The organism is Streptomyces sp. NPDC001941 (assembly GCF_040296945.1).
In the GTDB taxonomy this organism is placed as follows: Bacteria; Actinomycetota; Actinomycetes; order Streptomycetales; family Streptomycetaceae; genus Streptomyces.
On record NZ_JBEOYE010000030.1, the window covers coordinates 68,360 to 92,808 of the forward strand.

Annotated in this window: 23 protein-coding genes and 1 riboswitch; of the genes, 15 read left to right on the forward strand and 8 right to left on the reverse strand. The window is 75.0% G+C overall.

The window, feature by feature from the left end:
* The first annotated feature begins 17 nt into the window (after positions 1-17).
* Positions 18-512: a hypothetical protein gene (locus ABT160_RS21235; RefSeq protein WP_351649257.1), complete on the forward strand. Its 495-nt coding sequence runs from the start codon at positions 18-20 to the stop codon at positions 510-512.
* Here the strand turns inward: ABT160_RS21235 and ABT160_RS21240 are convergent.
* Both ABT160_RS21240 and ABT160_RS21245 read right to left on the reverse strand, forming a co-directional pair.
* Positions 451-756 carry a hypothetical protein gene (locus tag ABT160_RS21240; protein WP_351649258.1) on the reverse strand — a complete coding sequence of 102 codons (306 nt, stop codon included), beginning with the start codon at positions 754-756 and terminating at the stop codon, positions 451-453. The genes ABT160_RS21235 and ABT160_RS21240 overlap by 62 nt on opposite strands.
* A gap of 36 nt (positions 757-792) precedes the next feature.
* A complete protein-coding gene (locus ABT160_RS21245; RefSeq protein WP_351649259.1) occupies positions 793-1,032 on the reverse strand; it encodes a DUF397 domain-containing protein in 240 nt (79 codons plus the stop codon).
* Between the two features lie 154 nt (positions 1,033-1,186).
* A riboswitch (cobalamin riboswitch) is annotated at positions 1,187-1,326 on the forward strand.
* A 35-nt stretch (positions 1,327-1,361) separates the two neighbouring features.
* Between ABT160_RS21245 and ABT160_RS21250 the strand changes: the two genes are divergently transcribed.
* The 5 genes from ABT160_RS21250 to ABT160_RS21270 all read left to right on the forward strand — a co-directional run bounded on the left by ABT160_RS21250 (position 1,362) and on the right by ABT160_RS21270 (position 7,942).
* Positions 1,362-2,330 carry a cobalamin biosynthesis protein gene (locus ABT160_RS21250; protein ID WP_351649260.1) on the forward strand — a complete coding sequence of 323 codons (969 nt, stop codon included), beginning with the start codon at positions 1,362-1,364 and terminating at the stop codon, positions 2,328-2,330.
* Positions 2,327-3,832 (forward strand): cobyric acid synthase, encoded by a 1,506-nt coding sequence (locus tag ABT160_RS21255; protein WP_351649261.1) that lies wholly within the window; start codon positions 2,327-2,329, stop codon positions 3,830-3,832. The genes ABT160_RS21250 and ABT160_RS21255 overlap by 4 nt, the downstream gene beginning before the upstream one ends.
* 80 nt (positions 3,833-3,912) lie before the next feature.
* Positions 3,913-5,988: a putative cobaltochelatase gene (locus ABT160_RS21260; RefSeq protein WP_351649262.1), complete on the forward strand. Its 2,076-nt coding sequence runs from the start codon at positions 3,913-3,915 to the stop codon at positions 5,986-5,988.
* Positions 5,988-6,587, forward strand: a complete 600-nt coding sequence (gene cobO / locus ABT160_RS21265; RefSeq protein ID WP_351649263.1) for a cob(I)yrinic acid a,c-diamide adenosyltransferase — start codon at positions 5,988-5,990, stop codon at positions 6,585-6,587. The genes ABT160_RS21260 and cobO overlap by 1 nt, the downstream gene beginning before the upstream one ends.
* On the forward strand, positions 6,581-7,942 hold the full coding sequence (locus ABT160_RS21270; RefSeq protein WP_351649264.1) for a cobyrinic acid a,c-diamide synthase CobB: 1,362 nt from the start codon (positions 6,581-6,583) through the stop codon (positions 7,940-7,942). The genes cobO and ABT160_RS21270 overlap by 7 nt, the downstream gene beginning before the upstream one ends.
* A 10-nt stretch (positions 7,943-7,952) precedes the next feature.
* On the opposite strand, the gene ABT160_RS21275 is transcribed toward ABT160_RS21270, so the two are convergent.
* Positions 7,953-8,678, reverse strand: a complete 726-nt coding sequence (locus tag ABT160_RS21275) for a ZIP family metal transporter (protein WP_351649265.1) — start codon at positions 8,676-8,678, stop codon at positions 7,953-7,955.
* A gap of 62 nt (positions 8,679-8,740) precedes the next feature.
* Between ABT160_RS21275 and cobC the strand changes: the two genes are divergently transcribed.
* Positions 8,741-10,522, forward strand: a complete 1,782-nt coding sequence (gene cobC, locus ABT160_RS21280) for an Rv2231c family histidinol phosphate aminotransferase CobC (protein WP_351649266.1) — start codon at positions 8,741-8,743, stop codon at positions 10,520-10,522.
* Positions 10,523-10,980: 458 nt separating this feature from the next.
* On the opposite strand, the gene ABT160_RS21285 is transcribed toward cobC, so the two are convergent.
* Together ABT160_RS21285 and ABT160_RS21290 are read right to left on the reverse strand one after the other, a co-directional pair.
* Complete coding sequence (locus tag ABT160_RS21285; protein ID WP_351649267.1) at positions 10,981-11,898, reverse strand: SCO1860 family LAETG-anchored protein; 918 nt, start codon at positions 11,896-11,898, stop codon at positions 10,981-10,983.
* A gap of 210 nt (positions 11,899-12,108) precedes the next feature.
* Positions 12,109-12,834 (reverse strand): siderophore-interacting protein, encoded by a 726-nt coding sequence (locus tag ABT160_RS21290; RefSeq protein ID WP_351649268.1) that lies wholly within the window; start codon positions 12,832-12,834, stop codon positions 12,109-12,111.
* Positions 12,835-12,983: 149 nt separating this feature from the next.
* Here ABT160_RS21290 and ABT160_RS21295 point away from each other — a divergent pair, with 149 nt between their 5' ends.
* Together ABT160_RS21295 and ABT160_RS21300 are read left to right on the forward strand one after the other, a co-directional pair.
* Positions 12,984-15,029, forward strand: a complete 2,046-nt coding sequence (locus ABT160_RS21295) for a penicillin acylase family protein (protein WP_351649269.1) — start codon at positions 12,984-12,986, stop codon at positions 15,027-15,029.
* Positions 15,019-15,615: a GNAT family N-acetyltransferase gene (locus ABT160_RS21300; RefSeq protein ID WP_351649270.1), complete on the forward strand. Its 597-nt coding sequence runs from the start codon at positions 15,019-15,021 to the stop codon at positions 15,613-15,615. The genes ABT160_RS21295 and ABT160_RS21300 overlap by 11 nt, the downstream gene beginning before the upstream one ends.
* Positions 15,616-15,637: 22 nt before the next feature.
* Here the strand turns inward: ABT160_RS21300 and ABT160_RS21305 are convergent, their stop codons facing one another.
* Positions 15,638-16,735: an amidohydrolase family protein gene (locus ABT160_RS21305; RefSeq protein ID WP_351649271.1), complete on the reverse strand. Its 1,098-nt coding sequence runs from the start codon at positions 16,733-16,735 to the stop codon at positions 15,638-15,640.
* 122 nt (positions 16,736-16,857) lie between these two features.
* Between ABT160_RS21305 and ABT160_RS21310 the strand changes: the two genes are divergently transcribed.
* The 5 genes from ABT160_RS21310 to thpD all read left to right on the forward strand — a co-directional run bounded on the left by ABT160_RS21310 (position 16,858) and on the right by thpD (position 21,794).
* The gene (locus tag ABT160_RS21310) at positions 16,858-17,964 is read left to right on the forward strand and encodes a pyridoxal-phosphate-dependent aminotransferase family protein (RefSeq protein ID WP_351649272.1); all 1,107 of its coding nucleotides are present in this window, start codon (positions 16,858-16,860) and stop codon (positions 17,962-17,964) included.
* 717 nt (positions 17,965-18,681) lie between these two features.
* Positions 18,682-19,200 carry a diaminobutyrate acetyltransferase gene (gene ectA, locus ABT160_RS21315; protein ID WP_351649273.1) on the forward strand — a complete coding sequence of 173 codons (519 nt, stop codon included), beginning with the start codon at positions 18,682-18,684 and terminating at the stop codon, positions 19,198-19,200.
* Positions 19,197-20,465 carry a diaminobutyrate--2-oxoglutarate transaminase gene (ectB, locus tag ABT160_RS21320; protein ID WP_351649274.1) on the forward strand — a complete coding sequence of 423 codons (1,269 nt, stop codon included), beginning with the start codon at positions 19,197-19,199 and terminating at the stop codon, positions 20,463-20,465. The genes ectA and ectB overlap by 4 nt, the downstream gene beginning before the upstream one ends.
* Before the next feature lie 65 nt (positions 20,466-20,530).
* Positions 20,531-20,929: an ectoine synthase gene (locus tag ABT160_RS21325; RefSeq protein WP_351649276.1), complete on the forward strand. Its 399-nt coding sequence runs from the start codon at positions 20,531-20,533 to the stop codon at positions 20,927-20,929.
* Between the two features lies 1 nt (position 20,930).
* On the forward strand, positions 20,931-21,794 hold the full coding sequence (gene thpD, locus ABT160_RS21330; protein ID WP_351649277.1) for an ectoine hydroxylase: 864 nt from the start codon (positions 20,931-20,933) through the stop codon (positions 21,792-21,794).
* An 81-nt stretch (positions 21,795-21,875) separates the two neighbouring features.
* On the opposite strand, the gene ABT160_RS21335 is transcribed toward thpD, so the two are convergent.
* On the reverse strand, positions 21,876-22,949 hold the full coding sequence (locus ABT160_RS21335) for an alkene reductase (RefSeq protein ID WP_351649278.1): 1,074 nt from the start codon (positions 22,947-22,949) through the stop codon (positions 21,876-21,878).
* 213 nt (positions 22,950-23,162) lie between these two features.
* Between ABT160_RS21335 and ABT160_RS21340 the strand changes: the two genes are divergently transcribed.
* Positions 23,163-23,675 (forward strand): MarR family winged helix-turn-helix transcriptional regulator, encoded by a 513-nt coding sequence (locus ABT160_RS21340; RefSeq protein WP_351649279.1) that lies wholly within the window; start codon positions 23,163-23,165, stop codon positions 23,673-23,675.
* Between the two features lie 54 nt (positions 23,676-23,729).
* Here the strand turns inward: ABT160_RS21340 and ABT160_RS21345 are convergent, their stop codons facing one another.
* On the reverse strand, positions 23,730-24,431 hold the full coding sequence (locus ABT160_RS21345) for a DsbA family oxidoreductase (RefSeq protein ID WP_351649280.1): 702 nt from the start codon (positions 24,429-24,431) through the stop codon (positions 23,730-23,732).
* Between the last annotated feature and the right edge of the window lie 18 nt (positions 24,432-24,449).

The window sequence follows — 24,449 nt, forward strand, 5'->3', positions numbered from 1 at the left end:
AGGACCAGGGAGGGCCGATGACGGTCTCCGAGTGGCGCGAATGGTGGCAACGGCTCCGCACGGCCCGGCCCGTCACGGTCGGCGACGCGGACGCCTCCTCCGGACCGGACCAGCCCGACGGCGTCGAGGACACCACGCTCAAGGCGTACGCGATGCAGAGCCCGGACTGGACGGACGCCCTGATCCGGATCGAGACCGCCCGGCGCGACGGGGAGATACGGCTGCTGAAGGTCCGGCTGCTGCTGGGCACCGCCTGCGGCAGCCTGCTCTTCCTCTGCCTGGCGCTGGCCGTGCACACCGCGTCGACCCTGCGGGTCGGACTGGGCGGCGGTCCCGTGTGGACCGCCGCGGCGGGCGTCACCGGGGCGGCGCTGACCAGCGTCGCCGCCGCGCGGGTGGGCCGGGCGCTGGGCGCCCGTCTCGACCAGGCTCCGCCGGGGAGCCCGGCGGCTACGGATTCCGCTTCTCGCCCGGCGACAGGACCCGGCCCAGGACCCGCGAACGCACCGTGACCGGGGTGAACCCCCACCACAGCCCGGCCGCCACCGAGATCAGCACCGTGACCACCATCCACACGGCGAGCCGGGCCTCGACGCCGGGCACCAGGAGGGCGAGGGCCGCCCCCGCGCCCACCGCGAGCACGCCGCTCACCATCCCGTACAGACCCAGTTCGCCCGCCTCGGAGAGCCCGGACCCCCGGGCTTCCGCTGGTGGGCTCGTCCGCTGCGGGACCGAACCACTGGCCGGATCAGGCATCTGCCGTCCACCTCCTGCTCTGCGGGTGGATCATCGTCACTCACAGGCACCGCCCGGTGACGCGAGTCCCGCCAGGAAACCACGCCAGGCGTCGGCGGGGAAGACCAGTACGGGCCCCCGGCGGTGCCACGAGTCGCGCACGGACACCGAGGCGCGCCCCCGTGCGACTTCCACGCAGTCGTTCTCGCCGCCCGCGGAGTGACTGCTCTTGAACCAGGTCCGTGCGCCCGGCTGGTCGTCGAACACACTGATCTCCCCCTGCTCGAGTGTCAGCACCCCGACGTCGAACGTCCTGCGGGCGCTCTGTTGTTCGGTTCTGTATGGGGCAGTCTTCCCGGCAGAGGAAGGGCGGACGCACGGCGCGTGCGCGCAAATCGGCCGCGTGCGGCGCTCCTTGCGTCCTTCGTCGCAGGTCAAGGCGAGTTGACGGGCATTCGCGCTGCGTGGTGGACTGCCGGGGCCGTTTACGGCGGCAGCAGAGGAAGCCGGTGGGAATCCGGCGCGGTCCCGCCACTGTCAGTCCGGCCGAGTGCCGGACGAGCCAGGAACTCTCGCCGCCGGTCACGTCGAGCCAGGGCGCGGACCCTGAGTGAGGACACAGCGCCATGCCCGGCCGCCGTTCGACCACGCCTGCCTTCGTCTACGGGGCCACCGCCGGACTGGTGGCCGACCGGATCCTCGGCGATCCCCGGCGCGGACACCCGGTGGCCCTCTTCGGGAGGGCGGCCCAGAGCGTCGAGGGCGCGTTGTGGCACGACCACCGCGGCTGGGGCGTACTGCACGCGGTGGTGTGCGCCGGTGGAGCCGCGGGCGCGGGCGTCCTGGCGTCGCGCGCCGTGCGCGACCGCCCCGTGGCCGCCGCCGCGCTGACCGCCGCGTCCGTGTGGGCCGTCGTCGGCGGTACGACGCTGGGCCGCGAGGCGCGTGCCGTCGCCGGGGCGCTGGCCGCCGGGGACGTCGAGGTCGCCAGGGAGCGGCTGCCGCACCTGTGCGGGCGCGATCCGCAGGCGCTGGACGGGCCCGGGATCGCCCGCGCGGTCGTGGAGTCCGTCGCCGAGAACACCTCCGACGCCGTGGTCGGCGCGCTGGTCTGGGGCGCGGTCGCCGGGGTGCCCGGGCTGCTCGCCTTCCGGGCCGTGAACACCCTGGACGCGATGGTCGGCCACAGGTCCCCGCGCCACCTCCGCTACGGCTGGGCCTCGGCCCGCCTGGACGACGTGGCCGGCTGGCCCGGGGCCCGGCTCACCGCGGTGCTGGCCGCGCTCGCCGGGGACGACGCGCGCGGAGCCGTACGGGCCTGGCGGGCCGACGCGGGGAAGCACCCGAGCCCCAACGCGGGCCCGGTGGAGGCGTCCTTCGCGGGGGCCCTGGGCGTGCGGCTCGGCGGGACCCTCGCGTACGGCGGGCGCGTCGAGCACCGGCCGGTGCTCAACGCGGAGGGGCGGGACGTGGAAGTGGCGGACGTCGAACGGGCCGTACGGCTGTCGCGCCGGGTGGGCGCGCTGACCCTGGTGGTGTGTGCGGGGGCCCGGCTGCTCGCCGCGCGCGCCCCGCGGAAGCGGAGGCAGGCATGAGTGGCGGGCTCCTGGTCGCGGGGACCACGTCGGACGCGGGCAAGAGCGTCGTCACGGCGGGCATCTGCCGCTGGCTGGCGCGCAAGGGCGCGAAGGTGGCGCCGTTCAAGGGGCAGAACATGTCCCTGAACTCGTTCGTCACCCGCGGGGGCGCCGAGATCGGGCGGGCCCAGGCCATGCAGGCGCAGGCCGCCCGGGTCGAGCCGACGGCGCTGATGAACCCGGTGCTGCTCAAGCCCGGCTCCGACCGCTCCAGCCAGGTGGTCCTGATGGGCCGCCCGGTGGGCGAGATGAGCGCGCGCGGCTACCACGGCAACCGGCAGAAGGAGCTGTTCGAGCCGGTCACCGCGTGCCTGGCCGAGCTGCGGCGCGACTACGACGCGGTGATCTGCGAGGGCGCGGGCAGCCCGGCCGAGATCAACCTGCGCCGCACCGACATCGTCAACATGGGCATCGCGCGGGCCGCGCGCTTCCCGGTGGTGGTGGTCGGCGACATCGACCGCGGCGGGGTGTTCGCCCAGTTCTTCGGCACCACGGCGCTGCTGTCCCCCGAGGACCAGGAGCTGGTCGCGGGCTACCTGGTCAACAAGTTCCGCGGTGACGTGACGCTCCTGGAGCCGGGCCTGGAGATGCTGCGCGGCCTGACCGGGCGGCGCACCTTCGGCGTCCTGCCGTACGCGCACGGCCTCGGCATCGACGAGGAGGACGGCCTGCGGGTGTCGCTGCGGGGCGCGGTGCGCGAGTCGGTGGTGGCGCCGCCGGTCGGCGAGGACGTGCTGCGGGTCGCGGTGTGCGCGGTGCCGCTGATGTCGAACTTCACGGACGTGGACGCGCTGGCGGCCGAACCGGGCGTCGTGGTGCGGTTCGTGGACCGGCCCGAGGAGCTGGTGGACGCGGACCTGGTGGTGGTCCCCGGTACCCGGGGCACCGTGCGGGCGCTGGAGTGGCTGCGCTCGCGGGGGCTCGCGGACGCGCTGCTGCGGCGGGCCGCCGAGGGGCGTCCGGTGCTCGGGATCTGCGGCGGCTTCCAGGTGCTCGGCGAGCGGATCGAGGACGAGGTGGAGTCGCGGGCCGGCACCGTCGAAGGGCTCGGGCTGCTGCCCGTACGGGTGCGGTTCGCGGCGGACAAGACGCTGGCCCGGCCGGTGGGTTCGGCCCTGGGCGAGCCGGTGGAGGGGTACGAGATCCACCACGGGGTCGCCGAGGTGCTGGGCGGCGAGCCGTTCCTGGACGGCTGCCGGGTGGGCGCGGTCTGGGGGACGCACTGGCACGGGTCGCTGGAGGGCGACGCGTTCCGGCGGGCGTTCCTGGCCCGGGTCGCGCGGGACGCGGGGCGGCGGTTCGTGCCGGCGCCCGACACCTCGTTCGGGGCGCTGCGCGAGGAGCAGCTGGACCGGCTCGGGGACCTGATCGAGGAGCACGCGGACACGGACGCCCTGCTGCGGCTGATCGAGGACGGGGTGCCCGCCGGGCTGCCGTTCGTGCCGCCGGGGGCGCCGTGAGCGGGACACGGGCGGGCGGGGGCCCGCCGGGAGAGGGACGAGGCGTTGCGGGAGGAAAGGTTCGGATGACAGGCACTGGGATGACAGGTACCGCGCAGTACCCCTTCACCGCGGTGGTGGGGATGGACGACATGCGGCTGAGCCTGCTGCTCAACGCCGTCTCCCCGGCCATCGGCGGCGTGCTGGTGCGCGGGGAGAAGGGCACCGCCAAGTCGACCATCATGCGCGGGCTCGCGGCGCTGCTGCCCGACATCGACGTGGTGCCCGGCTGCCGGTTCGCCTGCGACCCGGGCGCGCCGGACCCGCGGTGCCCCGACGGGCCGCACGAAGCCGGGGCGGGGGCCGCGCGCCCGACCGCCATGGTCGAGCTGCCGGTCGGCGCCTCCGAGGACCGCCTGGTGGGCGCGCTCGACATCGAGCGGGCGCTCGCCGAGGGCGTGAAGTCCTTCGAGCCGGGCCTGCTGGCGGCGGCCAACCGCGGGATCCTGTACGTCGACGAGGTCAACCTGCTGCACGACCACCTGATCGACCTGCTGCTGGACGCGGCGGCGATGGGTTCGTCGTACGTGGAGCGCGAGGGCGTCTCCGTACGGCACGCGGCGCGCTTCCTGCTCGTGGGCACCATGAACCCCGAAGAGGGCGAGCTGCGCCCGCAGTTGCTGGACCGCTTCGGGCTGACCGTGGAGGTCGCCGCGTCGCGCGATCCGGAGCAGCGGGTGGAGGTGGTGCGGCGCAGGCTCGGGTACGACGACGACCCGGCCGGCTTCTCGGCGCGCTGGGCCGCCGAGGAGGGCGCCCTGCGGGCCCGCATCGTCGCCGCCCGCGCGCTGCTCCCCGAGGTGGTCCTGGACGACGTGACACTGCGTCAGATCGCGGCCACCTGCGCCGCGTTCGAGGTCGACGGGATGCGCGCCGACATCGTGATGGCGCGCACCTGCGCCGCGCTGGCCGCCTGGGACGGGCGTACGGAGGTGACGTCGCAGGACGTCCGGCAGGCCGCGCTGCTCGCGCTGCCGCACCGCCGCCGCCGCAACCCGTTCGACGCGCCCGGTCTTGACGAGGACAAGCTCGACGACACCCTGGAGCCGTTCGAGGACGAGCGGGGCGGCGACGACGACCCGGACCCGGGTCCCGACGGGGGCGGCGGTCCCGGGGGCGGCGGGGTGCCGCCGCAGGGCGACGCGCCGGCCGCGGAGTCGCAGCCGGAGTCGCCGTCGGACGCGGGGCCGGACGCGGGGCCGGATTCCGGCGGGCCCTCCGAGGCCCCGGCCGAGGCCCCGCAGGCGCCGCGGTCCGGCGGCGGGCCTGGCGAGCGCGCCGCCGTGGGGGCGGCCGAGCCGTTCCGTACGAAGGTGCTCACCGTGCCCGGCCTGGGCGACGGGGCCTCCGGGCGGCGCTCGCGGGCCCGCACCGAGCACGGGCGCACCACCGGGTCCCAGCGGCCCCGGGGCACCCTGACCAAGCTGCACCTGGCCGCCACGGTACGGGCCGCCGCGCCGCACCAGCGGGCCCGCGGGCGCTCGGGGCCCGGCCTGGTCGTCCGCCGCGACGACCTGCGCCAGGCGACCCGGGAGGGCCGCGAGGGCAACCTGGTGCTGTTCGCCGTCGACGCGTCGGGCTCGATGGCGGCCCGGCAGCGGATGAGCGCGGTGAAGGGCGCGGTGCTCTCGCTGCTGCTCGACGCCTACCAGCGGCGCGACAAGGTGGGCCTGGTGACCTTCCGGGGCCGGGACGCCGAGGTGGCGCTGCCTCCGACGTCGTCGGTGGACGCGGCCGCCGCCCGCCTGGAGCGGCTGCCGACCGGCGGGCGCACCCCGCTGGCCGCCGGGCTGCTCAAGGCCCACGACGTGCTGCGGGTGGAGCGGCTGCGCGACCCCGCGCGCCGGCCGCTGCTCGTGGTGGTGACCGACGGGCGGGCGACCGGCAGCGGCCCGGACCCGGTGGCGCTGGCCGCGCGGGCGGCCCGGCTGCACGCGGCCGAGGGCGTCGCGGCGGTCGTGGTGGACTGCGAGTCGGGCCACGTGCGGCTCGGCCTGGCGGCCGACCTCGCCCGTGAACTGGGCGGTACGGCAGTGACCTTGGACGAACTGAGGGCCGACTCGATCGCGGGTCTGGTCCGGGACGCGACCGCGACGTCGCAGAGGAGGGCGGCCTGATGCCGCAGGGACAGCCGAGCGTGGTGCCCCAGGACGGCCTGACGACCCGTCAGCGGCGCAACAGGCCGCTGGTGATGGTCCACACGGGCGTCGGCAAGGGCAAGTCGACGGCCGCCTTCGGGATGGCGCTGCGCGCCTGGAACCAGGGCTGGCCCGTCGGGGTGTTCCAGTTCGTGAAGTCCGCCAAGTGGAAGGTCGGCGAGGAGAACGCCCTGAAGGTGCTCGGCGCCTCCGGCGAGGGCGGCACCGTGGACTGGCACAAGATGGGCGAGGGCTGGTCCTGGATCCAGCGTGACGGCGAGATGTCCAACGAGGACAAGGCGCGCGAGGGCTGGGAGCAGGTCAAGCGCTGCCTGGCCGAGGAGACGTACGCGTTCTACGTCCTGGACGAGTTCGCCTACCCGCTGCACTGGGGCTGGGTCGACGTCGCCGAGGTCGTCGAGGTGCTGCGCAACCGTCCCGGCACCCAGCACGTGGTCGTCACCGGCCGCAACGCCCCCGAGGAGCTCTGCGCGTTCGCCGACCTGGTCACCGACATGTCCAAGGTGAAGCACCCCATGGACGCCGGTCAGAAGGGCCAGCGGGGCATCGAGTGGTAGCACGTCTCGTCATCGCCGCACCGTCCTCCGGCGCGGGCAAGACCACGGTCGCGACCGGCCTGATGGCCGCGTTCGCCGGGCGCGGCCTGAAGGTGTCCCCGCACAAGGTGGGGCCCGACTACATCGACCCGGGCTACCACGCGCTCGCCACCGGCCGCCCGGGCCGCAACCTCGACGCGTTCATGTGCGGCACGGGCCTGGTCGCGCCACTCTTCGCGCACGGCGCGGCCGGCTGCGACCTGGCCGTCGTCGAGGGGGTGATGGGCCTGTACGACGGCGCCGCCGACCAGGGCGAGCTCGCCTCGACCGCCCAGGTCGCCAAGCTGCTGCGGGCACCGGTGGTGCTGGTCGTGGACGCCTCCTCGCAGTCCAGGTCGGTGGCCGCGCTGGTGCACGGCTTCGCCTCCTGGGACCCGGAGGTGCGGATCGGCGGGGTGATCCTCAACAAGGTGGCCACCGACCGGCACGAGCACCTGCTGCGCGAGGCGCTCGGCGGCTCCGGGGTGCCGGTGCTCGGCGTGCTGCGCCGCGCCCCGGCCGTGGCCACGCCGTCGCGGCACCTGGGCCTGGTGCCGGTGGCCGAGCGGCAGGCCGCCGCGGTGGAGGCGGTGGCGGCCCAGGCCGAGCAGGTGCGCGCCGGGTGCGACCTGGAGGGGCTGCTGGCCCTGGCCCGGTCCGCTCCCCCGCTGGACGCCGAGCCCTGGACGCCCGCGTCCGACGCCGCGTCCGGGGCCGCCGGGACGCCGCGGCCCGTGGTCGCGGTCGCGGGCGGCGCCGCGTTCACCTTCTCCTACGCCGAGCACGCCGAACTGCTCACCGCCGCCGGGGCCGAGGTGGTGCCGTTCGACCCGCTGCGCGACGAGGAGCTGCCCGAGGGCACCGCCGGGCTCGTCATCGGGGGCGGCTTCCCCGAGGTGTACGGGGAGGCGCTGTCCGCCAACGCCCGGCTGCGCAAGGCCGTCGCCGAACTGGCCCGCTCCGGCGCCCCGGTGGCCGCCGAGTGCGCCGGACTGCTGTACCTGGCGCGGTCGCTGGACGGCCGGCCCATGTGCGGGGTGCTGGACGCCGACGCGCGGATGACCGAGCGGCTCACCCTGGGCTACCGGGACGCCGTCGCCCTCGGTGACAGCGCGCTGGCCGCGGCCGGTACGAGGATGCGCGGCCACGAGTTCCACCGTACGGTGATCGAACCGGGCGCCGGGGAGGCGCCCGCCTGGGGGCTGCGCCAGCCGGAGCGCCGGGTCGAGGGATTCGTACGGCAGGGGGTGCACGCGAGCTATGTCCACACGCACTGGGCGGGCGCGCCGGGCACCGCGCGGCGGTTCGTCGAGCACTGCGGGCGCTCCCGGGCGTGAGCGCGTGAGCTCAGTCGGCGATGCCCACCACCAGCCAGATGAAGGCGGCACCGGCCACCGTGCACAGCAGGGTGGAGCGGGCCGGGTGGTCGTGGTGCGCCTCGGGCAGGATCTCGGCGGCGGCCAGGTAGAGCAGGGCGCCGCCGAAGAACCCGAGATAGCTGCCGAGCAACTGCTCCGGAAGGGTGAGCACCAGCGTCGAGGCGGCGCCGACGACCGGGGCCAGCGCGTCGGCGAACAGCATGGCGAGCGCCTTGCGCCGCTCGTTCCCGTACAGGCTCGTGATCGTGTACGTGTTGAAGCCGTCCGCGAAGTCGTGCGTGATCACCGCGAGCGCCACGGCCGCGCCCATGCCGCCGCCGATCTGGAAGGCCGCGCCGAGCGCCACGCCGTCCATCAGGCTGTGCACCACCATGGCGGCCGCGGCCGTGAGCCCCACCTGGGGCACCCGCTCCTGCGGGTCCGCGCCGTGGGCGGCCCGGCGGACCGCCAGCAGGCGCTCCACGAGGTGGGCGAAGAGGAAGCCGCCGACGAACAGCAGCAGCGCCTGGGGGACGCCGAACACCTCGTCCCCGGCGGCGTCCACCGCCTCCGGCAGCAGGTCGAGCCCGACCACGCCGAGCATCAGCCCGCCGGCGAGCCCGAGCACCAGGTGGCGCCGGTCCGTGACGCGCTGGGCGGTCCAGCCACCGACGAGCGTCATGAGGAACGCGCCGAGCGCGACGATTACGGCCATGGGCCCTTGCTATCCGATGATCATGCCGGTCCGCACGTCCGGGCGCGGCGGACGGAGGTGCCGTGAGCACGCTGGTGGTGGGGGTCGGCGCGCGGCGCGGCGTGTCGGCCGAGGAGGTCCTGGAGCTGGTGGGCGAGGCGCTGCGGGAGGCGGGGCCGCGCCCGGGCGAGGGCGTGGAGCTGGCGACCGCGGCGGCCAAGGCGGCGGAGCCGGGGATCGTCGCGGCGGCGGCGCGGCTCGGCGTGCCGCTGCGGGCGCACCCGCCCGAGGAGCTGGCGGCCGTCACGGTGCCGGACCCGTCGGAGCGGGTGCTGCGGGCGGCCGGCACGGCGTCGGTCGCGGAGGCGGCGGCGCTGGTGCGCGGCGGCGTCCTGCTGGTGCCCAAGCGGCGCTCGGCCTGGGCCGGGGCCACCTGCGCGGTGGCGCGGCTGGACGACGACCGGGCGGGGGCGGGGCCGGGACCGGCGGACGCCCGCGGCCCGGCGGCGGCCCCGGGCGAGGGGCCCGGCGGCGACGGCGCGCGCTCCCGCGGGTCCTCGGGCGGGTCCCCGTGCGGGGAGGCCGGTGGCCGTGAACCGGGCGGTGGCGGGCGGTTGTTGGCCGAGGGACCCGGGTACACCGCTGGGGAGGCACCCTTCGCACCCCTGACCGGATCCCCCGCCCCGTCGACGCCTCACGCGTCCCCTCCCGTACCCCACGGGTCCCCGCCCCCATCCGCACCGCACGCACCGTCAACCCCCCACTTCACCCACACCACGGCGGCCATGCATACGCACCCAGACGTCCACGACCCCGCACCCCACGACCTGCGCCACCACGGCGACGCGGAGGTACGGGACGAGAAGCTGACCGACCTCGCGGTCAACGTCCGCGCGAACACCCCGCCGGACTGGCTGCGCGAGCGCATCGCCGACTCGCTGACCGGCCTGGCCGCCTACCCCGACGGGCGGACCGCCCGGGCCGCGGTGGCCGAGCGGCACGGACTGCCCGCCGACCGGGTCCTGCTGACGGCGGGCGCGGCCGAGGCGTTCGTCCTGCTCGCGCGGGCGCTGCCGGTGCGCCGCCCGGTGGTGGTGCACCCGCAGTTCACGGAGCCGGAGTCGGCGCTGCGGGACGCGGGCCACGAGGTGGAGCGGGTGCTGCTGCGGGAGGCGGACGGCTTCCGGCTCGATCCGGCGGCGGTGCCCGAGGACGCGGACCTGGTGGTGGTCGGCAACCCGACGAACCCGACGTCCGTGCTGCACCCGGCCGGGACGATCGCCTCGCTGGCGCGGCCCGGGCGGACGCTGGTGGTCGACGAGGCGTTCATCGACGCGGTGCCGGGCGAGCGGGAGTCGCTGGCCGGGCGCACCGACGTGCCGGGGCTCGTGGTGCTGCGCAGCCTCACCAAGACCTGGGGGCTCGCCGGGCTGCGGATCGGGTACGTGCTCGGGCACCCGGAGACGATCGCCCTGCTCGGCCGGGCGCAGCCGCTGTGGCCGGTGTCGACGCCCGCGCTGGCGGCGGCGGAGGCGTGCATGACGCGGGCCGCGCTGGCGGAGGCGGAGCACGCGGCGTACCGGATCGGGGTGGAGCGGGACCACCTGCTCGCGGGGCTCGCGGAGTTCGAGGAGGTCCGCGCGGTGGATTCGGCGCAGGGCCCGTTCGTGCTGATCCGGGTGGAGCGGGCGGACGTGGTGCGGGAGCGGCTGCGGGCGCTGGGGTTCGCGGCGCGGCGCGGGGACACCTTCCCGGGGCTCGACCGCGACTGGCTGCGCCTTGCGGTGCGGGACCGGGCCACGACGAACCGCTTCCTGCAGGCGCTGGACCAGGCGCTGGTGGCTTCGGGGTACGCGACGCGCTGAGGGCGGGACGCGGGCCCTGCGGGCCCTGCGGACGAGGCTGAGGCGCGGCGCCGTCGAGGAAGCGGCGGAAGCGGCGGAGGAAGTGAGAGCGGCGCTCGCGCAAGTGAGCGCCGCTCTCGGCTTGGTGGGGCGGCTCGGGGCGGTGGGCCGTGGGGCGGCACCGCAGAGCGCGGCACGGCACCGCACGGCGGGAGAGCGGTGCTCGTACGTGTGAGCACCGCTCTCCCGCCCCCCTTGCCCCCCTGCCCCCTCGATCCCCCCTCGGGATCCCCCCGGATCCCCCGTGTCCCCGTACTCCCCCGCCTCTTCCCCCCGCCCCCGTCTTCCCCCGCCCCCGGACCGGACCGCCCGCGTTCCTCCCCAGTCGCACGGGCGGCCCGGCCCTTCGGGGGCGTTCCCCCGGTCTACGAGGCGCCGGCCCGGAGGCCGACGCCCGGTCCCCCCTGCCCCCGTCGCCGCTAGCGCCGCGCGCGCAGGCGGAGCACCGTCAGCGTCAGGCCGCCCGCCGCGAGCAGCGCCGCCGCGCCCGCCACCAGGTACGGGGTGGTGGAACTGCCGCCGGTCTCCGCGAGGTTGGCCTCCGCCGGGCGGGCGGCCTCCACCTGGGTCTTCGGCCCGGTGCCGCCGGAGCTCTCCTCGCGGGGGACCTCGGGCTTCTCCTCCGGGGTGCGGCAGGTGGCCTCGGCGAGGGTGACCTCGCCGTTCACCTCGGCGACGTTGAGCTTCAGCGGGTTGACCGCGACGCCGAGCCGCAGCGCGGTGGCCGCCGCCGTGGTGGAGGTGGTGCGGGTGGTGGAGAGGTCGAGCCGGACCTCTCCGACGCCCGGGACCTCGACGCGGGTCGGGCCGCCGGCGCTCAGGGTGACCTTCTTGCCCAGGACGGTGACGTGCCCGAGCAGGTTGGACTCGGCGACCGGCTTCTTCCCGGCGACGCAGACCGCCTTGGAGGTGACCTGTTCGACCTCCACCAGCGAGAGCAGCGGCAGGCCGGGGACGTGCAGCCGGGCCCGGGCCAGGTTGGCGTACCCCTCGGCGCGGCCGCCGCCGACGGTGGCGCGCGCCGTGGCGACGTCGGCCTTGAGGACGCTGACGGGACGGCCCTGGTCGACGCCGTCGAGCTTGACGGTGAGCGCGGTCCTGTCCGAACTGGCGGGCGCCTGGACCTCGTTGAGGGTGACCTTCAGGGGCACCTGCACGGTCTTGTTGAGCAGGTCGACGTCGAGCCCGGTGCGCAGGACGACCGCACTGGCGCGTCCCTCGCCACCGGTGGCGTGCGCCGCGGGGGCGGACAGGAGGAGGGGCCCGGTGGCGAGTGCCGCGGCCGCCGAGGTGGCGGCGAGACGGCGTGCGGGCGTGCGGAAGGTGTTGCTGTTCAAGGTGGTGGAACCCCCACGAGAGGCACGGTGTCGCCGCCGCGCACGGGGGAACGCGGGGACACGCGTTCGTCGTCGGCGGCGACCGGGACACCGGAATCCTTACGCACAATGAGTGAACCGGCGTGCGCCCAACGTGAGTTCACCCCAACGGGGCACTACCGCCCGCTCATTCGATTCCCGCGCCCCAGCCGTCCCGTGAGGGCTCCGGCGTCACGCGGCGCGCCAGTAGCCGAGCGCGTTCACCCGGTCCTTGGGGAGCGCGAGTTCCTTGCGGACGTACGCGGAGAGGGCGCGGGTGGTCGCGGTGTCGCAGGCGATCCACACGTACGGCCGCTCCACCCCGTCGAGCAGCCCGGGCAGCGTCTCGCGCACGTCGCGGACCAGTGCGCCGCCGGAGTCCCCGCGCGGCACGGTGCGCAGCTGGTGCAGCTCGGGGTCGATCCGCAGCGGGAGGTCGGCGTCGCCGGGGTGCCGGGTCTCGAACCAGAGCGTGGCGGGCACCCCGGGATGCGCGGCGAGCAGGGAGTTGACGGCGGGCAGCGAGGCCGGGTCGCCGACGACGAAGAGCCGTCCGGGCGCCGGGTCGGGGGCGCTGAAGCCGGTGCCCTGGAGGGTGGCGTCGATGGTGGCGCCGGGCTCCACGGTGCGCGCCCAGTCGCTGGCGACCCCGTCGTGCAGCGCGAACTCCAGGCCGAACGTGCCCTTCTCCGGGTCCGGGTCGACCAGCGTGTAGGCGCGCTGGTGCGGCTTGCCGCCGTCGTCGAACCACAGGCGCACCCACATCGTCGGGTGCGTGCCGGCCGCGGCGAGCAGTCCGCCGTCGGTCAGTTCCACCCGGCGGAAGTGCTCGGTCACCTGCTCGGCGCCGGTCACCGTGAACGTGAAGTCCTTGCCCCTGAAGAGCTTGAGGACGACGCCCTCCCAGCCATGCCCCACCGCGGTCTCCCTCCCTCGGGCCCGGGATTGCTCCCCGGCCGCCCCGACCCGTATAAGTTAGGTCAGCCTAACCTAAAAAAGGGAAGGGCTCCGGAGTGTGGTCCGCCGATCCCGAGGGCGGTCACCGTGTGCAGAGCGAGCGTCGCAGAGTGAGCATCGAGGTCCACCGGGACGCCTGGGGCGTCCCGCACGTGAAGGCGGACGACCCGCTCGGACTCGCCCGCGCCCAGGGGTACGTCACCGCCCTGGACCGGGCCTGGCAGCTGGAGGTCGAGCGGCACCGCTCGCGCGGCACCACCGCCGCCTTCCTCGGGCCCGGGGCCGTCGACTGGGACGTGTTCGCGCGGCGCGCCCGGCTCGACGACACCGCCCGGCGCTGCCACGCCTCGCTCTCCCCCGGCACGGCCCGCTGGCTCGCGGCGTACGTCGACGGGGTCAACGCGGGGCTGGCCCGCGGGGCCGCCCGCGCACCCGAGTTCGCGGCCACCGGCCTCGCTCCGGGCCGCTGGGAGCCGTGGACCCCGCTGGGCGTCTGGCTCGCCACCCACATCCTGTTCGCCGGGTTCCCGGCCAAGCTCTGGCGCGAGGAGGTCGCCCGGGTCCTGGGCGACGCGGCGGTGGAGCTGTTCGCCACGGACGGCCCCGGCACGGCGGGCTCCAACGGCTGGCTGCTGTCCGGCGCGCGCACCGCCACGGGGGCCGCGCTGCTGGCGGGCGACCCGCACCGGTTCATCGAGGACCCGGGCGTCTACCAGCAGATACGGCTGTCCTGCCCGGAGTACGACGTGCTCGGCCTGGCCGTGCCCGGGGTGCCCGGCCTCGGCCACTTCGGCCACGCGGGCGCCGTCGCCTGGGGCATCACCAACGCGATGGCCGACTACCAGGACCTCTACCGGGAGCGGCTGCGGCGCACCGCCGACGGCGTGGAGGCGCTCGGCCCCGACGGCTGGCGGCCCGCGAGCGCGCACACCGAGACGGTCGAGGTGGCGGGCGGCGCCCCGGTGTCCGTGGAGGTCGTGGAGACCGAACGCGGCCCGGTGGTCGTGGACGGCAACGGCATCGAGGCGCTCAGCCTGCGCTACCCGCCGCGCGTCACCGGGGAGTCGGGCTTCGAGGCGCTGCCCGCGCTGCTGGCCGCCCGCACGGTCGGTGACGTGGACCGGGCGTTCGACGCCTGGGTGGAGCCGGTGAACGTGGTGCTGGCCGCCGACACCTCGGGCGGGCTGCTGCACCGGGTGGCCGGGCGGGTGCCGGTGCGCCACCGGGACAACCGGCTGCGGGTGGTGCCCGCCTGGGAGGCCGGACACGCCTGGCGGGGCTGGCACGAGATGCCGCGCGCGGTGGTCGGCGAGGTCGCCGTGATGGCCAACGCACGCGGGATCGCCGGCGAGTTGGGCGTGGAGTTCGCTCCCCCGTACCGCGCCGAGCGGATCGGGGCGCTACTCGCCGGCGCGCGGGCGGCGACCGTCGCCGACATGGCCGCCGTGCACCGCGACACCCGGCTGCCCTCCGCAGGTCCGCTGCTCGGACTCCTGGGCACCCTCGACGACCTGGGCGCCGCGGCGGCCGGGCTGCGCGACCGGCTGCTCGCCTGGGACCGGACGATGGAGCCGGACAGCGCGGACGCTGCGGCGTACGCGGCCCTGCGGTCCGGGGTGGTACGGCGGCTGGCCGCGCACCCGGCGTTCGCGGAGCTGGCCGACCCGCCCGCGTACCCCTCCGTGCTGCGCCCCTGGCTGTCGCTGACCGCGCGGGTCGCCTACGCGGTGGAGTCGCTGCTGACCGCGGACCTGCTGCCCGCCGCCGACCGGACCGCCCTGGTCCGCGCGGCGCTGGAGGAGGCGGCCGCCGCCCCGGCGGCCGTCTGGGGCGCCACCCACCGCCTCGCCCCGTGGCAGGCGCTGCCCGACGGGGACGACGCGCGGTGGCCCGCCCTGCCCGGCGACCACGACTGCGTGATGTCCGCGTCCAGCGTGCCCGGGCTCACCGACCGGGCCGCCCGGGCGTCGGCGGCGCGCTGGGTCTGGGACCTGGCGGACCGTCAGAACAGTGCGTGGATCGTGCCGTTCGGGGCGTCCGGGGTGCCCGGCGACCCGCACCGGCGCGATCAGCTGCCGCTGTGGCTGCGGGGCGGACTCGCCCCGGTGGTCACCGACTGGAACCGACTGCGCGAGGAGCACCACGATGGCCTCTGACCCCCGGTACGCCGCCGGACCGCTGTACGTGCAGGAGGTCGAGGGCCTCGGCACGGTCCGGGTCGACCCCGTCGACCCCGATGCCGACGCCCCGCTGATCCACTCCTGGGTGAGCGCCGAGCGGGCCCGCTTCTGGGGCATGCGCGGCGCGAGCCCGGACGAGGTCCGCGAGGTGTACGCCCACCTGGACTCGCTCGACACGCACCACGGGTTCCTGGCCCGGCTCGACGGGGAGCCGGCCGCGCTGTTCCAGACGTACGAACCGGAGGCCGACCGGGTCAGCGAGTGCTACGACCCGCTCCCCGGCGACCTCGGGGTGCACCTGATGGTCGGGCCCGCCGCCACGCCGCGCCCCGGCTACTCGGGCGCGCTGCTCGGGGCGCTGTTCGCCTTCGCGCTGCGCGACCGCACCCGGCTGGTGGCGGAGCCGGACGCGGCCAACGCCAAGGCGATCGCCCGGCTGGTGCGCTGCGGCTTCACGCTGGGGCCGCTCGTGGTGCTGCCCGAGGTGGACCTGCCCGAGGTCCACATCCCGGCGAAGCGGGCCCGGCTCACCTTCCTGACGCGGGAGCCGGCGGGCCCGTGAGGGCGCCCGGGCCGGGCCGGGCTCAGGCGACCACCCGGCCCGCCAGGACCACCCGGGCCGGGGCCGCGAGCACCCGCACGTCGGCGCGCGGGTCGCTGTCGTAGACGACCAGGTCGGCCGGGTCGCCCTCCTCCAGGAGCGGGCGGCCCAGCCAGGCGCGGGCGCCCCAGGCGGTGGCGGAGAGCGCGTCGAGGGCCGGGATGCCCGCCTTCACCAGCTCGGCGACCTCGGCGGCCACCAGGCCGTGGGCCAGCGAGCCGCCCGCGTCGGTGCCGACGAAGACCGGGACGCCCGCGTCGTACGCGGCGCGCACGGTGTCGTAACGGCGCTCGTGCAGCCGCCGCATGTGGGCCGACCAGCGGGGGAACTTGGCCTCGCCGCCGTCCGCGAGGTGCGGGAACGTGGCGATGTTGACCAGCGTCGGCACGATCGCGACGCCCCGCTCCGCGAACAGCGGGATGGTGTCCTCGGTGAGCCCCGTCGCGTGCTCGACGCAGTCGATGCCCGCCTCCACCAGGTCCCGCAGCGAGTCCTCGGCGAAGCAGTGCGCGGTCACCCGGGCGCCCTCGCGGTGCGCGGCCTCCATCGCCTCCTCGACCGCCCAGCGGGGCCAGCAGGCGGTCAGGTCGCCCTCGGCCCGGTCGATCCAGTCGCCGACCAGCTTCACCCAGCCGTCGCCGCGCCGGGCCTCCCGGGTGACGTACGCGGCGAGGTCGCCCGGCTCGATCTCGTGCGCGTAGTTGCGGATGTAGCGGCGGGTGCGGGCGATGTGCCGGCCCGCCCGGATGATCTTCGGCAGGTCCTCGCGGTCGTCGATCCAGCGGGTGTCGGCGGCCGAGCCCGCGTCGCGGATCAGCAGGGTGCCCGCGTCGCGGTCGGTCAGCGCCTGCTTCTCGCTGGTGGCGGCGTCCACGGCGCCGTGCTGGTCGAGCCCGACGTGGCAGTGCGCGTCGACCAGGCCGGGCAGCGCCCAGCCGGTGACGGTCACGGCGCCGTCGGCGAGCGCCCCCGGCGGCCGCTCGTACGTGATCCGCCCGTCCACGCACCAGAGTTCGCCCCGCACGTCCCCCGGACCGGCGAGCACCCGCCCCTTCACCCGCAGCACCACGTGATCGCTCATGGGCAGCACTGTACGAGGGGGGTGCGGGGCGGGTCCCGGGGGTGGCCGGAAGGGCTGGGTACGCTCGTGTTCGAGCACCAGCCCGAACACGGGCTTCTGGACCAGACTGAAGAGGCACCGCCGTGACGCACCCGTTCCTCGACCTCGCCCCGCTGACCGCCGCGCACTTCGCGGACATCGAGCGCCGGGTGGCCGCCCTGCTCGGCACCGGACAGGACGTGATCATCACGCAGGGCGAGGCGCTGCTGCCGCTGGAGGGGTGCATCCGCAGCGGCGCGCGCGCCGGGTCCACCGCGCTGAACGTGGTGACCGGCCCCTACGGGCAGACCTTCGGCAACTGGCTGCGCGACTGCGGGGCGGCCGTGGTGGACCTGGAGGTGCCCTTCCACGCGGCGGTCACCGCCGAGCAGGTGGAGCGGGCGCTCGCCGAGCACCCCGAGATCGACTTCGTGTCGCTGGTGCACGCGGAGGCGGCCACCGGCAACACCAACCCGGTCGCGGAGATCGGCGAGGTCGTGCGGGCGCACGGCGCGCTCTTCTACCTGGACGCGGTCGCCTCGATCGGCGCGGAGCCGGTGCTGCCCGACGCCTGGGGCGTGGACATGTGCATCATCGGCGCGCAGAAGGCCATGGGCGGTCCGGCGGGCGTCTCGGCGGTGTCGGTGAGCGAGCGGGCCTGGGAGCGCTTCGCGGCGAACCCGGCGGCGCCCCGGCGCTCGTACCTCTCCCTCCTGGACTGGAAGGAGCGCTGGATCGACGGCGGCCGCAAGGCGCTGCTGCACGCCCCTGCGCAGCTGGAGATGCTGGCCCTGGAGGCGTGCCTGGACCGGATCGAGTCGGAGGGGCTGCCGGCCCTGATGGCGCGGCACGCCTCCGCGGCGGCGGCGACCCGGGCGGGGGCGCGGGCGCTGGGCGGTCTTGAGCCGTACGTGTACGAGGCGGCGGACGCGGCTCCGGTCGCGACGACGCTGCGCGTGCCGGAGTCGCTCGGGCAGGACGCGTCGGCTCTGGTGGCGAAGGCGCTGGCGGCGGACCCGTCGCTGCCGCTGATCGCCGGGGGTGGGGCGCTGTCGCGGACGATGATCCGGGTGAACCACTACGGGGTGGATGCCACGCGGGGGGCGGTGCTGTCGTCGCTGACGGGGTTGGGGGCGGCGCTGGGGGAGGCGGGGGTGCGGGTGGACCTGGAGGCGGCCCTCCGCACGGCCGGCGAAGCCTGGACCTCCTGACCCCGGGGGCATGGGGGCCCGCCCCCTTGGGACCCGGGTCCCTGCGGCCCCCGTCCCCTTTACGGCACCCGGCTCGGGGTGCGGGGCTTCGGCGCCCCTCCCCACCCCTTCCCGAAAGCCTCCGGCGGCGGGGGGCGACACCGTGCGGTGCGGGCCTTGCGGGGGCTCCGCCCCCTGCACCCCCGCGCCTCAAACGCCGGCGGGGCTGGATTCATCTGCCTCAGCCTGACTTTCCAGCCCCTCCGGCGCTTGAGGAGCTGGGTCCGGGGCGGAGCCCCGAAGTGGGGTGCAGGGGCGCAGCCCCGCCGGGGGTTCGGGGGCGAAGCCCCCGGAACATCCTTCCGCCTTCCACCGCCGGAGGCTTTCGGGAAGGGGTGGGGTGGGGGATTCCAGAGCCGCAGCGGCGAGAAACCCGCGCCCCATTTCCGTAAACCCCCTTCACCCCGAATTCCCGCACCCTTAACACCCCCACCCCCCACCCACATTCCCCCACATTCCCGAGGCGCTGCTTCCCGCCCCTCCCCCGCCCCAAACAAAGTCGCCCCCGACCAGCACCCCTGTGACCGACCCCACATCGAAGGCGATTTACCCCCATATGACCACCCCGAAAGGGGCATTTCAGGTCACCCCGCGCTCGCGCGGATAACACATCCGCACCTCCTCCCCCACCCCCCACCCCCACGCATATTCGATCTCCCCCGGGCAAGTGGCATCCCCATGACCGCCGCACAAGCAGCCCTCGTATTCGAAAGCCCAGGAGTGGAGGACGGCGCCGCGATCTGGCGGATCGCGCGCGATTCCGAGGTCCTGGACCTGAACTCCTCGTACAGCTACCTCCTGTGGTGCCGCGACTTCGCCGCCACCTCGCTGGTGGCGCGCGGGGCGGACGGGCAGCCGGTCGCGTTCGTCACCGGCTACATCCGGCCCGAGCGGCCCCACACGCTCGTCGTCTGGCAGATCGCCGTCGACGCCGCCCAGCGGGGCACCGGCCTCGCCGGGACCCTGCTCGACGCGCTGACCATGCGCGCCGCCGAGCGCGGGGCGCACACCGTCGAGACGACCGTCACCCCGGACAACACCGCCTCCGACCGGCTCTTCCGGGCGTACGCGCGGCGGCATGACGTACCGCTCACCCGCGAAGTCCTCTTCGACGGCGGGCTGTTCCCCGACGGCGCGCACCAGCCCGAGGTCCTCTACCGCATCGGCCCCCTCCACCGCACGGGAGACACCAAGTGACCATCACCCCGCCCGCCCTGTCCGTCTTCGAGTCCCTCGAGTCCGAGGTCCGCAGCTACTGCCGCGGCTGGCCCGCCGTGTTCGACCGCGCGCAGGGCGCCCGCCTCACCGACGAGGACGGCCACAGCTACCTCGACTTCTTCGCGGGCGCCGGCTCGCTCAACTACGGCCACAACAACCCGGTCCTGAAACGGGCGCTCATCGACTACCTGGAGCGCGACGGGATCACGCACGGGCTCGACATGGCGACGACCGCCAAGCGCGCCTTCCTGGAGTCGTTCCAGAACGTGATCCTGCGCCCGAGGGACCTGCCGTACAAGGTCATGTTCCCGGGGCCGACGGGCACCAACGCCGTGGAGTCGGCGCTGAAGCTGGCCCGCAAGGTCAAGGGCCGCGAGTCGATCGTGTCCTTCACCAACGCCTTCCACGGCATGTCGCTGGGCTCGCTGGCCGTCACCGGCAACGCCTTCAAGCGCGCGGGCGCCGGCATCCCGCTGGTGCACGGCACCCCGATGCCGTTCGACAACTACCTGGACGGCCAGACCCCGGACTTCCTGTGGTTCGAGCGGCTCCTGGAGGACCAGGGCTCCGGCCTGAACAAGCCCGCCGCCGTGATCGTGGAGACGGTGCAGGGCGAGGGCGGCATCAACGTGGCCCGGCCCGAGTGGCTGCGCGCCCTGCGCGCGCTGTGCGACCGGCAGGACATGCTGCTGATCGTCGACGACATCCAGATGGGCTGCGGCCGCACCGGCGCCTTCTTCTCCTTCGAGGAGTCGGGGATCGTGCCGGACATCGTCACCGTCTCCAAGTCCATCAGCGGCTACGGACTGCCCATGTCCCTCTGCCTGTTCAAGGGCGAGCTGGACGTGTGGGAGCCGGGTGAGCACAACGGCACCTTCCGCGGCAACAACCCGGCCTTCGTCACCGCGACCGCCGCGCTGGACACCTACTGGGCCGACGGCCAGATGGAGAAGCAGACCCTGGTGCGCGGCGAGCAGGTCGAGCAGGCCCTGCTGTCGATCTGCGACGAGAACTCCGCCTACGGCGCCCACTACCGCGGCCGCGGCCTGGTCTGGGGCCTGGAGTTCGCCGACAAGACCCGCGCGAACGCGGTCTGCCGCCGCGCCTTCGACCTGGGGCTGCTGGTGGAGAGCTCGGGCCCGCAGAGCGAGGTCGTGAAGCTGCTGCCGTCGCTGACCATCACCCCCGACGAGTTGGACGAGGGCCTGCGCACGCTGGCCCGCGCCGTCCGCGAGACCGCCTGACCGGGGCCCGGTGAACCCGGGACCCGACCTCGAACAGGCAAACAGATAAAGGGAGTTGCACCACCGTGATCGTCCGTTCGTTCAAGGAGATCGAGAACACCGACCGGCACGTGAAGGCCGCGTCCGGCACCTGGGAGAGCAAGCGCATCGTGCTCGCCAAGGAGAAGGTCGGCTTCTCGCTGCACGAGACGACCCTGTACGCGGGGACCGAGACGTCCATGTGGTACGCCAACCACATCGAGGCCGTGCTCTGCGTGGAGGGCGAGGCCGAGCTCACCGACCACGAGACGGGCGAGACCCACTGGATCGAGCCGGGCACGATGTACCTGCTCGACGGGCACGAGCGGCACACGCTCAAGCCCAAGACGGACTTCCGCTGCGTGTGCGTCTTCAACCCTCCGGTCACCGGGCGGGAGGACCACGACGAGAACGGCGTCTACCCGCTGCTGACGGAGGAGGACTGAGATGGCCACCGCTGTCGACCTCTACCCCTCACGCGGCGCCTCCGAGGTGATGACGCCCCGTCAGGACCCGGTGCTCTGGGGCGACCCGGCGGGCCTGGAGTCCTTCGAGCGGGACGGCTTCCTGGTCCAGCCGGAGCTGCTGGCCGACCACGAGGTGGACGTCTACCGGCGCGAGCTGGACCGGCTGGTCGCCGACCCGGCGGTCCGCGCCGACGACCGCTCCGTCGTGGAGCCGGGCAGCGGCGCGGTGCGCTCGGTGTTCGAAGTGCACCGGATGAGCGAGGTGTTCGCGGGCCTGGTGCGCGACGAGCGCGTGGTGGGCCTGGCCCGCCGGATCCTGGGCTCGGACGTGTACGTCCACCAGTCGCGGATCAACGTCAAGCCGGGCTTCGGGGCGAGCGGCTTCTACTGGCACTCCGACTTCGAGACCTGGCACGCCGAGGACGGTCTGCCCCGGATGCGCACGGTGTCGGTGTCGATCGCGCTGACCGAGAACCACGACACCAACGGCGGGCTGATGATCATGCCCGGCTCGCACCGCACGTTCCTGGGCTGCGAGGGCGCCACGCCGAAGGACAACTACAAGCGCTCGCTGCAGATGCAGGACGCGGGCACGCCGTCGGACGAGGCGCTGACGAAGCTGGCGGACGCGCACGGCATCCGGCTGTTCACCGGCCGGGCCGGCTCGGCCACCTGGTTCGACTGCAACTGCATGCACGGCTCGGGGGACAACATCACCCCGTTCCCGCGCAGCAACGTCTTCATCGTGTTCAACAGCGTGGAGAACGAGGCGCGGGAGCCGTTCGCGGCGCCGGTGCGCCGACCGGAGTTCATCGGGGCGCGGGACTTCACTCCCGTGCGGTGAGCCGGTGGTGAGAGGTCGTACGGGGAGGGGCCCCGCCGGAATCGTCCGGCGGGGCCCCTCCCCGTACGCGTACGAACTCCCCTACAGCGCCGGGTAGTCCGTGTAGCCCTTGGCGCCGCCGCCGAAGAACGTCGCCGGGTCCGGGGCGTTGTACGGGCCCTCGGACGCCAGGCGCCGCGGCAGGTCCGGGTTGGCCAGGAAGAGCGCGCCGAAGGCGAGCACGTCGGCGGTGCCGTCCTCGACGAGCGAGAGCTCCTGGTGGCCGGTGGGACGGCCCTCGGTGTACGGGTTGAGCACGAAGGTGCCCGAGAAGCGCTTGCGCAGGGCGAGGGTCAGGTCGCGGTGGTCCGGCACGTTCTCGGTGACGTGCAGGTAGGCGAGGCCCAGCGGCTCCAGGGCGTCGACCAGCGCCGGGTAGAGCGCCTCGGTGTCGGTCTCGGCCATGTCGTTGTACGGGTTCCCGGGCGAGATCCGGATGGCCGTGCGGTCGGCGCCGATGGCCTCGGCGACGGCGGTGGCGGCCTCGACGGCGAAGCGGATGCGGTTCTCCACGGAGCCGCCCCACTCGTCGGTGCGCCGGTTGGTGGCCTCGGTGAGGAACTGGTGGATCAGGTAGCCGTTGGCCCCGTGCAGCTCGACGCCGTCGAAGCCCGCCTCGATCGCCCGCCGGGCGGCGTCGGCGAAGTCGCCGACGGTCGCGCGGACCTCCTCGGCGCTCAGCGCGCGCGGCTCCAGGAACTCCACCATGCCGCCGGTGGTGTAGAGCTTGCCCGCCGGGGTGACGGCGGAGGGGGCGACGCTGACCAGCTCGCGCTCGGGCCACAGGGTGGGGTGGCCGATGCGGCCCGCGTGCATCAGCTGGGCGAAGATCCGGCCGCCCTCGGCGTGCACGGCGTCGGTCACCCTGCGCCAGGCCTCGACCTGCGCGTCGGTGTGCAGGCCGGGGGTGTCGGGGTAGCCCTGGCCGATCTCGGAGGGCTGGACGCCCTCGGTGACGATGAGCCCGGCGCCGGCGCGCTGGGCGTAGTACTCCACCGTGTCGTCGGTGACCGTCAGGCCGGGGCCGAAGGCGCGGCTGCGGGTCATCGGCGCCATCACGATGCGGTTGGCGAGCGGGGTGCCGGAGAGGTCCAGGGGGTCGAAGGCGGTGGTCATGAGGGCTCCCGGGGCGCTAGGTGGTCGTCGATGTGCGCTCGCCGATGTGTGGTCGGCCAAGCATTCAACGCGCGGCCACTGTAGCTCATTCCTTGGTCGGCCAATTAAGTTCCTTGGCCGACCAAGGAGCATCTCGTCTGGCGGCCCGGGGCAGACGTACGCTGGGGGACACGGCCGTTCACCGTCGGCCGCGGAAGCACCGAGGAGCCCGCCATGACCGTGCAGCGCGCCGAGGCCACCGCCTCGCCGGACCCCCTCTGTAGCGGGCTGCCCGAGACCGCGCGGGGCGGGCCCGTCAGCTACTCGCTGTCCGTGGCGGCCCGGCTGCACCGCATCGCCGCCGGGCGGCTGCTGCGCGAGCTGGGCGTGTACCCCGGGCAGGAACTGCTGATGATGCGCCTGTGGGGGGCCGGGCCGGTGCGCCAGTCGGAGCTGATCAAGGCGATGGACCTGGACCCGTCCACGGTGACCAAGATGGTGCAGCGCCTGGAGCAGGCGGGACACCTGCGGCGCACCCCGGACCCGGCCGACCGGCGCGCGGTCCTGGTGGAGGCGACCGAGGACAGCTGCGACCTGCACCGCCAGGTGGAGGCGGCCTGGGCCGAGCTGGAGGACCGCACGCTGGCCGGCTTCACCGCGCGGGAGCGCGCGGAGTTCGGCCGGCTGCTCGACAAGGCGGCCGGGAACCTGTGCCGGGAGGCGGCGGAGGACGCCGGCTGCCGCTGAGGGGCGCCGCACGTCTCCGTACGGCGCCCGGCGCTCCTCGGCCCGGCCCGGCACTCAGCAGTTGTTGCCGTCCACGTCGCACGCGGGCGCGGCGGCGTCCCCGGTGACGGGCTGGAGGGCGCGGCCCTGCCAGGCCTGTTCGAGGGCCTGGGTGAAGACCTCGGCGGGCTGGCCGCCGGAGACCCCGTAGCGGCGGTCGAGGACGAAGAACGGCACGCCGTTGGCGCCCAGTTCGGCCGCCTCGCGCTCGTCGGCCCGCACCGCGTCGGCGTACGCGTCCTCGTCGGCGAGCACCGCGCGGACCTCGGCCTCGTCGAGACCGGCCTCGACGCCGAGGGCGAGGAGGGTCTCGGGGGTGAAGACGGAGCGCTCCTCGGCGAAGTTCGCCCGGTAGGCGACGTCGAGCAGCTCGCTCTGCAGGCCGCGCTCCCTGGCGAAGTGCAGCAGGCGGTGGATGTCGAAGGTGTTGCCGTGGTCGCGGCCCTCGGTCAGGTAGCCGAGCCCCTCCGAGCGGGCGTTGGAGGCGACGTGCTCCTCCATGGCGCGGGCCTCGTCCAGGGTGCGGCCGTACTTGCTCGCCAGCATCTCGAGGACCGGCCCGGTGTCGGACTTCGCGCGGCCCGGGTCGAGCTCGAAGGAGCGGTGCACCACCTCGACCTCGTCGCGGTGCGCGAACGCCGCGAGGCCCTTCTCGAAGCGGGCCTTCCCGATGTAGCACCAGGGGCAGGCGATGTCGCTCCAGATCTCGACGCGCATGGTCAGCTCTTCTCCTTC